The organism is Desulfosarcina ovata subsp. ovata (assembly GCF_009689005.1).
In the GTDB taxonomy this organism is placed as follows: Bacteria; Desulfobacterota; Desulfobacteria; order Desulfobacterales; family Desulfosarcinaceae; genus Desulfosarcina; species Desulfosarcina ovata.
In genome coordinates this window covers 829,603-839,601 of record NZ_AP021879.1, presented here as the reverse complement: position 1 = coordinate 839,601, position 9,999 = coordinate 829,603, and the positions used below count along the sequence as shown (strand labels likewise).

Annotated in this window: 1 protein-coding gene; it reads right to left on the bottom strand. The window is 50.0% G+C overall.

What is annotated here, in order from left to right; translation table 11 throughout:
- Positions 1-2 precede the first annotated feature (2 nt).
- A complete protein-coding gene (locus GN112_RS03665; protein WP_162458768.1) occupies positions 3-9,836 on the bottom strand; it encodes an Ig-like domain-containing protein in 9,834 nt (3,277 codons plus the stop codon).
- Between the last annotated feature and the right edge of the window lie 163 nt (positions 9,837-9,999).

Here is a 9,999-nt window from a genome sequence, read left to right as displayed (position 1 = left end):
AATCAGTCCTCCTCTGCCGGTCTAAGTTCCCGAGCGATAACCCCATTCCAAAATGGCCATACATTAGAGAATGGCTTCATTACAAATGCGCTATGAACCTCTCCCGGTGCATCAATACCAAGGCCTCTTACATCAACACTTCTTATTCCGGTTATTCCGGGGAATTCCGTAACTCCGGCCGGAAGAGATAATGACTGAAAGTAATATGAAAGCTCATCCGAAATTCTGCTAAATTCAGTTGTCGGCAATGGAGGAGATTCTGGAAGATCATCCCAGGACCATTGGGGGCCATTCACCTCGATGTCCCTGAGATATGATATATAACCTGCCAATCTGGGATCAGATCCAATTAAGGCAATTAACACATCGTCAATATAATTCTCATGAGTTGCCAAGTCGGGTTTGTTTATTATTTCGTTAACTATCCATCCCCATAAAACAGGATCGGATGAAGAGAAAGTATTAACCATTTCGACCCTATCTGGAACGACACTGAAATAGTTAGCCCATGGGTCGTCGTTAGCCCACCCTCTTTCGTCCGCTTTTGATCGAAGTCCTTTGATCGATGCAGTTTGTAGAAGCAATTGATAACCGGCTACCCCATAACCGTCATAATCTGCATCATAAGAATTTGCCGGAACGGCTGCCTCATGCAAAATGTATTTATCTGCACCTATTCCTGAGACTCTCTTTATGGCACTGCTTACGAGCATATTGCCAAGACTATGGGCCATGATATTCATTTTCTGTTTACTGCCTGCCATGGTCTTAAGGAATTCGCCTACGGACAAGCTTGCCTGCAATGCATTACTCACATTTCTGTTAAAATGAACAACATTATTCAAATCTATTTCATTATCATCAATTTCAATGTTAATTTCAAAAAAGCCCTGTTCATCACCTTCCCATGTAAGACCAATGAAATCCGACCCTTTTTGTTTGATATTCCCAGATTCATCCCTTTCGATCTCAGGATTCGTAACACCAGTCCAATAAAGTCTTTTGAAAACTTCATCAAAAGTCTGAAATGCCCCACATATAGGTACGTTATACCCATGAACAAATACAGTCAGATTAGGCTTATTGAAGTTTATGTCATCGCCAAATGTATATCCATAATCATCATTAGAGCCCTGAGTTCCTGACGGCCAATCCACGTGCTTGCCATCGCATTCTGCACAACTACAAGCTCTGGCATTTGCCATAGTGTATAAATGTCTTAATGGCTTAATATTTATATAGACTTTGTCCTTCGAAACTATTCGATCATTTGAATCCTTCAAGACAAGAGCAAGATAACCTCTACCTGCAAGTCTTCCCTCAAATAAGAAATCAACTCTTCCATTATCATCAAGGTCACTAATTTTTATTTTGTATTTGGATTCTTCCCCATCATTGTAAGATACAAGCACACCTGGATAATGGGCGTCTTTTTGTTTTTCAGCAGCAGTTTTGTCACTCAAGTACTCGAGACCTTTATCCTCTTTCTTGAATATCCTGATAGCTGGAGGCGAAATTTCAGAATCAGGAAACGGTTCCATCCTTAGATAGCATGTATAATCATCCGGCAACCATGAGGAAGAATCTTGACCTAAAAGAATCGGAACAAGACTCATATCGATAGATAGAGTAGCAAAATCTTCAAGGTCTTTTTCGCCATTTACTATATAGTCATCAGAATCCAATGCCATTGAACAATCATCCTTCTTGTCCACATTGACCCAAAAGATAAAGCCAGGATATTCAGTCTCATACTCATCTTCTTTCGCCTCAATCTTGAGGTTGTTATCCGAGTCAACATCAAGATCGATCCCTACAACGGTTAGTATTATAGATTTACATGCCCCACACTCATTTTCACCAAATTGGATACTTATTTTAGTGTCGTCTTTAGACATACTATGGCTTTTTCCAAAAACATAAATTGTCTGAGATCCGGGTGATAAGTTTAGATCAAGTGATTCCAATTCTTCTTCATCTGAAAGATCAGCTTTAAAAATCACTTTACCGACACCACTTTGTTTTATAGTAACATTCGTTCCTTGTGAAATTGTTTCATCGAGACTGATCTCAATTTCGATGTAATCCCGTTCTTGATCTGAAGGATCAGAAATGCCAACAATTCGTTTATCGTCTTTAACACTAATTTTTATATCATTTGGGCCGACACATTCCTCACACGCTGATTTACTTGAAGGCTTAGCAATCACTGCCGGATTACTTCCATTTTTTATCTGAATAATTCTAACTCCAGGCCGATTACCCAAATATACAATTCCGTCTTGGTTTTTATTTCCATTGATCGGAACACCTGAGCCAAGTCCTTCCACTTTGAACGGCATCCCATTACCCGGATTATTCAATTCCCTTGGGTTTTCCGGGTCGTTGAAATCAACAATATGAAACTCACCTCCTCTGCCATGAATGTACGCTAATCCAAGACATGAATCAAAAGACATGTTTCCGTATGTATCCGGCAAATCACTTAATCTCCTCGGGTGAGTTGGATCCGTTACGTCTAATATGGTCAACGTATTATTTGTTTGACCCACAACAAATAATAATGATTTTAGTTCAATGCTACCGGAAGAAGAGATAACCTCGAAGTCGGAAACACCTCCGATTCTACCTACAAAAGTACCAGGCAAAGGAAAAAGACCAAGTGTTCTCTCACCGAATCTTGGGTCACCTGCCTTATCAAGGGTTACCATTCGAACCATATCCTTCTCCAGCACCACTGCAAAACTCTTAAATAAAGCCACATCCAAAAATTCAGTAGTTCCCGAGCAAGGATATCCTTTGCATTCCGAATACGCACTGCTAAGGCATGAACAGTCGGCGTTCGGCCCTCCGTCGCATCGTCCCATCCATTTACCCGGAATATCCAGCCTGCCGAAAATACCTTGGGACACCGGTTTTGGAGTAGCAGTAAATAATTCAAAATTATCCATGAAATTCAGGACACCGATGCCTTGGTCAGTCACTGCGATTTTATTAGTTAGACAGCTGGGATTATGAAAGAGTCCTGAAACACGATTGCTAAGTCCAGCCCCTAAAAATTCTGGATTTTCCGGATCTTTTAGGTCGTAAACAGCTAAATTGGATGGTAGGGGAGAATTGCTCAAGGTTACCGAGTTAAGGCAAAGTGCTACTGATGGACTGACGAGGGCTTCCATCATACTTAATGGTGCTGTTATAGACATAGCATCGCCCACGGCGCTTAATCCATTATACAAATTCTTTAATACGTAACTGTCAGGATACAATGCGCTTAGAATTCCAGCAGTGTCTGTACCAACCCCAATCCAATCAGGATTAAAAGGCCCAAGAATATAATCAGCTGCTAAACCAGTAGGCAAACATCCAGCCAATGCTCCCTGGACAGAATTCTCAACTATTGTAGGTGCGAAAAAGAACTCCGTTTCCGGAAGCTTACTCAACCCGATAAAACGGTTCCCCACATATAAAAGCCCGCAGTCCACAGCAAGACTCACAGGTTTTCCATTCACCTGTTTGGATGAAAATAAATCCGGGTTTGATAGCAATTGACCATCTTCTTTTTTAATCTTGTAGGTATGAATTGCACCAAAATCCTTCATGGTTGACGTATCCGGATGATTGGCGACAACCAAAAAATTCCCGAAGAGAGCTACATCTTCCGTATTTTTCAAATCAATGGTTGCCTTCTGAACCGGCGGAGGAACCTTGTATTCAAGCGTCTCTTCTTCAATGGAATTTCCTTCAGAGTCCTGAATTAACCCTGTAAGAGTAACCGTATATGAAGCCCCCAGGCGGAGATAGCGGTTCGGGGCGATGCGAATGACCGCATTATTATTCTCCTTCAAGATTTCGCATTCCACGAGATTACCCTCCGGATCCTTCAATTGAACGCTATCTTTATTGACCGTGTCTGGATCTAAAGGCTCGGAATAGGTAAGAACGATATCTCCATCAAATGATATCTCGCGGTCCCCGGAACCATCGGGCGATGCATCCGAAGAGCCATCGGAATCCGACGGGGGTGCGGAAGGCGGATCTATGCGAACGGCTGCCTGTCCGGAAATCGGTTGCGGAATCAATGGCTCTCCGGCTTCGGCTTCGACCGCTCGGACGTTGGCTTCGGAAGAACTCGTATTTCCGCTCGCATCCCGTGCGGTCGCCCGGAAAGTCAGCAGCGCATCCGAAAGCGGTGTCATGGTATAGGTGCCGGCCGGTGAGAGAGACACGCTCTTGAAACCGCTTCCCTGATTCACTTCCAGCGCTACAAATGCCACTTCATCATTGTCGTCCGTGACCACCGTCACCGTCAGCGAATCACCTGCGCGGGAGTATCCGCCTTGCAAAGAATCGCCTTGGACGTAGATTTTCACCTTCGGTGGTTCCAGGTCCCCCAGGATATCGATGATCGCACCGGGCAATTTTGCAGGCAGAATAAAAGGCTCTTCAAGGTAGGCCACAACTGTTTCCGGCGGTGCGGGCAGACCTACTACACCCCTGACATCGCGGCGTATGGTCCGTAAGAAATCCGGATCAAAGACTTCCAGTCTGCCTGCTACGACGGCACCTTCTTCATATGGACCGCCGGCGCTGGAATCTGTAACCACGAATTCTCCATCCGCGTCGGTGATGGATACAAATGCAGCAGTTTCCGCTGCATCGGGTATGGATTGCACCACTGCATCGGAAACAGGCTGGCCGTCGATGGAATCGCGCCTGACCTCGCCCGCAAAAAAGGTGAGTTGGCCGTTGACCTTCAAAACCGTCAGGGTTCCAGGGCCTGTTACGCCCTGGAACGGGGGAGAATCCGTTGAGAGAACCAGCTCTCCGCCCTCATTTTTCACGGTTGCCGTATCCAGAATCGCCAATCGCTCAACATCCCGCAGCGGATTTTCAACGGCGGTCAGTCCGGAGATCAGGTCAAGGTCCGCCATAGCGCCTCCGATAGTGACGGTGCGGTCGCGCACAACCAGAAATAGATCTCCTTCCACCGCATCCTGGGGCGGTGGAAGGGAAATCTCCACCGGCCCGATAAATTGCCGAACATCCCCGTCGATTCGTATGCGGTCCACAACATCGAAAAAGGACTCGAATGCGGAAACAAGAGTTGGCTTCGAAGCGATATCCGAAGGCAGGGAAAAGGGGTCCTTATCACGGGACAGACGCAGCTCCGTGGCATCGATTAACGAACCGGCAGGCACGATCATCTGGATTCCATCAGGTCCGGGTACGGTTCCTCCGCGACGCCCCACCATTGTAGAGAGGACTTCTCCGGTAATCGGATCTCGCTGAACAAACGGCCCGGGATCGATGATGATTTCATTTCCATTGCGGTCCTGGACCCGCAAGGTGATTTGGTCGGTTAACTCCGCATAAACGCGTGCATTGAAGCTTCCGTCAGCCGAAACGATTGCAAGGGCAGTAAAACCCGTGGTCTCATTCAGCACGATGACCGTATCGTCAGGATTGACAGAGCCAATGGAGCCTGAAATACTCACAAATCCTTCTTCATCGGGAAAGCCGACCTCTATGGAACCCGGATCGATGGGACCCGGCGGTGTCAGGTCCACTGTCTTGAAACGCTCCACGACAGGCGCCTCGGCCAGCGGGTAATTATCCGTATCCACGATGGCCTGGGAGAGGGTTATCCGGTAAACCGTATCGTCTTCCAATGTTTCGATGGGCCGGAGTTTTGCGATTTCACCCTCCCCGGCAACAACCAGTTTGGTAGCAATGGGGGTAAGGCTGGAACCGTTCTCCTTCTCGAGGGTGAGTGCGTTTGGAAGGGATTGTGCATCTACCGCTTCGGAAAAGTAAACGAGAACCTCGCTGCCGATGGGCACGTCGATATGTTCCACTTCAAGGGGCAGGTGGAAGGCTGTCCTGTTGGCAATTCCCTGGTCTGATAGAGAAGACAGGGTAAAGCGCAGCTCAGAGCCGTCCATGTTCGCCGGGACATCAAAGACAAAGGGACCGATATCCAGCGCCTCATCCGGTGGAAGGCTGTCGATAGTAACGATCTCGGGAAGAACCGCTATGTCTCCGTCGAGCGTGTCAATCCGGAGGGCAAAGGAGATGTTTTCAACGGCAATGGTACCCTCGTTTCGGACAGATAGATACAGTTCGATGCGTTCTCCCCCATCCATCCAGCCATTGCCGTTTCCGCTGCTTTCACCGGTTGTATCGTCGTCCACCAACGGGGCGGGCTTGCCCAGCAGTACGACAGGGCCGGCATAGTTTCCCGCCACCAGCGGGGAACGCACGACAATCCGCTCGACAGATGGTGGGTTCGGATGGATAATGACCTCCGAAAGGGGCACACCGGTTTCGCCTTGAACCCGGGCCTTATCGTGTGTGGACACGGCCTCGGCCACCAGCACGTAGGATCCTGGCTGAGAAACCAGGGAGAACCTGCCGTTTGTATCGGTTACGGAAACAAAGGGCATGGCCTCCACATGGGTTACCAGGCCATCCCTGCGCCCGGCTTCCTCCCGTGCCGTTCCCGAGAAAACCGCAAGCTCCCCGTCATATCGGTAAAAACAGTAAACACCACCTTCTCGCACCCCGGGAAAGACAGTACCATCCGCCTGGGTTACCATGGTGAGGTCATTTCCTTCGATGCGGGCCAACCCGACCAGAACCAGACGCTCACGCCCCTGAACGGTTCGAACTTGTGCTACCACCACTTGCGACCCGGTTGGTACGCGCCATGCGGTATCGCCCAAGGTAAGGGAAAGAGGGACTGCAGCGGTTTGGCCAGCAAGGTCGAGTCCCAGCCCACCGAGATAGGTGAACCCCTCGGGAGTGAGTGCGCCATAGATTTCTTCATCCAATCGCTTCAGATCAACGGGGACATCAACCGTAAACGCCCCTGATGGGACGACCACGCGGCTTCCGTCTTCCGTTTGAAGCCCGCCGCCGTCCGATCCAACCAGACTGCGTGAGACCTGGGAACTTCTATTGAGGCTTACCGTGATCGTTCCTTCCGAGATTTCTCCTAAGGCAAAGGTCTCAGACGGCACCATGGGAAAGCCTGCCGTCAGGGTTTGTCCCTCTGCATCCTCGAGAGCCCGGTATGCAAAGAGATCCTGAGCGTTGTCCATGGGAGATATCCGATCCCCGTCCCTGAGAACGAACAATTCCAGAAAATCTCCGCGTAGGGGTGTGCCGCTTCGAAGCGGTATGTCAGAATGAATCGTAACCAATGCATTGGCCGGTGTGGGATCGTCCGCACGGCCCGCAGGTGGGGTCACAATTCCTGTTGCTTCCGCATCCAGCGGGATTTCAATGGGCTCTCCCGAAGCAAGCGCTTCATTCAATACGACCGCAGAAGGCCCACCTTCCCCTGCGTCAGACAGAAGCAGGGCAAACTGGCCCGGCCTGATCACGGCCTGGAATGTTGCTGGGCCATCAGCCGGTATAACCACGGTCTCCAGCGCAATCCATTGTCTCGTTGCTTCATCGTAATAGGCAAAAACGGCATCTTTTCCTGCGGCAGCCCCGGTCTGATCGGTCACTTCCAAAACGGCGGGTGGATCGAAGACCGCTGGGGAATCGATCTGGACGATCGCCACTGGAGACCATCCGTAAGGAAACGGTACCTGGGGGCCTTGAGGACTGATGACGGTAAAGGTAATCTCCCCGTCCGCATCAAAGGCGCCGGGTTGGATGGTGAGAACATCTCCCGCGAGATTCCGGGCCTCCGCGCCGACCGTGGCAATTACGGGAACGGCTTGACTTACTGGTGTAAGCCTGGCGTCTAACGCCTCCGCGTAGGAATTTTGCGTTGAACCGATCTGCCGGTCGACGACTGTAAAACCGGGCTTGCTTACGCGTACCCAAATCTCGCTCGTCCCGGTCTCAAGAAGGTAGCGTCCCAATTCATCCGTCTGGGTTTGCGTAATCACATCTCCAGTTTCGGATGAAATGGCCGCGACAGAGGCCTCCGATAGGGGGAGGCTTTTTGTATCGTCATAGACTTCACCTATTACGACCCCCGGACCAATTACCTCACCGGCTGTTACGAATACGCTGGTAAACGGCGCGGAAAGAGGATTTCCGGCAACATCGGTAACCCCGGTTGTAAGGGATACATTGATGCTTGTACCGGCGGGTAGCGCAGCTGTCGGGGTAAGCGTCGCGCTCGATGCATCAGATGAAACGATCACTTCGGCGGGCAGGATACTGCCGGACCCGTCGCTAATGAAAATCGCACTGGAACGTAGACTTTCCGGGTTTACCGGTTCTGAGAAAGTCAGGGTAATTGCCGTGGTTGTGGGTACGTCTGGGGTACCATATGGCGGATCGACTGCAATTACAGACAAGGGCGCCGTATCGAGAAAAAGCGTCAGTTGTTTTTTTGTGGTATTTCCCGCTGCATCCTGACAAATAATACTTACCACATTACGGCCGGGTGATAGGGCCTTGTTTGCGGTAAGGTTTCCTTCTTCAACCGTGGCCGGATTACCATCAATGGTTGCCGTCACGTTTGTTGCATCCGAAACAATACCGTAAATCGTGACCAGGGGATTCGTATACAAGCTGCGCTCTGATGGAGAAGTGATGATAAAACTCGGAGGCGTAGTATCGAGAATAACGGAGCTGGTTACAACGACATTTTCATCCGCGTCATTGTGGGCGCTTGCCTCTATCGTGTTCAAACCCTCAACAAGGGGGATTCTTTCTGCTTGAAATGTTGTGCCGACAACATCGGCAACCACATTTTGAACGACGACAAGCGCATTTGTATCGCTTACCGTCCCCTGAACCGTTATCGGAGAAGCATTCGTGATATGTCCTTCCGCCGGGGAGGTAATGGATAGTGCTAATGGGCCCTGGGTACCGGAGGCCACGGCTATGGTGAACGACTGAACAGCCGAGCCACCACTGGAATCGGCGGCCTGGATCTCGACAGTGACGTCGCCAGTCTCTGCAGGCGTCCATGCGATAGCACCGGTGTTTGGATCGATGGTCATGCCCATGGGCGCCTGGACGAAGGTGAAGGTCACCGCGTCGCCGTCGGCATCGGTGGCGGTGGCCGTGTAAGCGTAGGGTTCGCTCTGAGTAGCGTCGGTGATCGGCGAGGATGTAAAGGCCGGTGACCGGTTGGTATCAGTGACCGTAATGGGCACATCCATGGACGCTGTTAGGCCGCCCGCGTCCTCGGCTGTGAAGGTAACGGTATACGTGCCGGCCTGGTCGAAATTCGGGGTCCAAAAAAATGAACCGGTTGACGCATCAAATTCAGCACCGATGGGCAGGTTCTGTCCGTCGAGAGTGATGGTATCCCCCTCATCGGGATCAATAGCAGTCACAAGGAAAGAGAGGGGTTGGCCCTCGGCCACAGCCTGAAGATCTATGGGGGAAAATCCCGGGGCCTGATTTACGACTGGGATTACGCCATATACTGTGACATTGTAAGTGAAGGTTGTCCTGCTGACCATCTTGATGCCGAAGGTGATGCTTGCCGACGGAGCCAGGCCTTCGGCGGGGATCTTTGTGCTTAGGTCGTAATAGTAAGTGTTGTAAGGCACCACGCCGATGCCGCCTTCGGCTTCGGGCATGGAGACGCCGGTTCCGGTAATATGGATCACGGCATGAAAGGGAGCCAAATATGCCTGGTCACCGGTGTTGACCATGGTGATGTCGGCGGTAAAGATGCGCTCCCGGGTACGGCGGTCCAACGTTGTCCGTTCGTTGGCCGATGAGATTTGAAATGAATTTGTGATATCAACGGGATCGGCAGCGTTTGATATGGCGGCCGGCCCAAAAACAGAGATGAGTAAAGCTAACCAAAGGAAAACGAATCGTTTGGCAAGGTTGCGCAGTGTGTTCATCATTTCTTCTACCCTTGATATCAGTTCAATTTTTCTTTTAACTGGGATCAGCATCTCTGATACTGATTAAAACAATCACCGACCACCCGCAGAGCGGGTGGTTTGATTCACTCTCTTTATTCACGGGTATGCCCAGCTTTTACAAAGAACAACAGTAGCATTGATA

Bases quoted from the DNA above. Each gene is read 5' to 3' on its own strand.
- GN112_RS03665 (WP_162458768.1), bottom strand. From the start codon at position 9,836: ATGATGAACACACTGCGCAACCTTGCCAAACGATTCGTTTTCCTTTGG.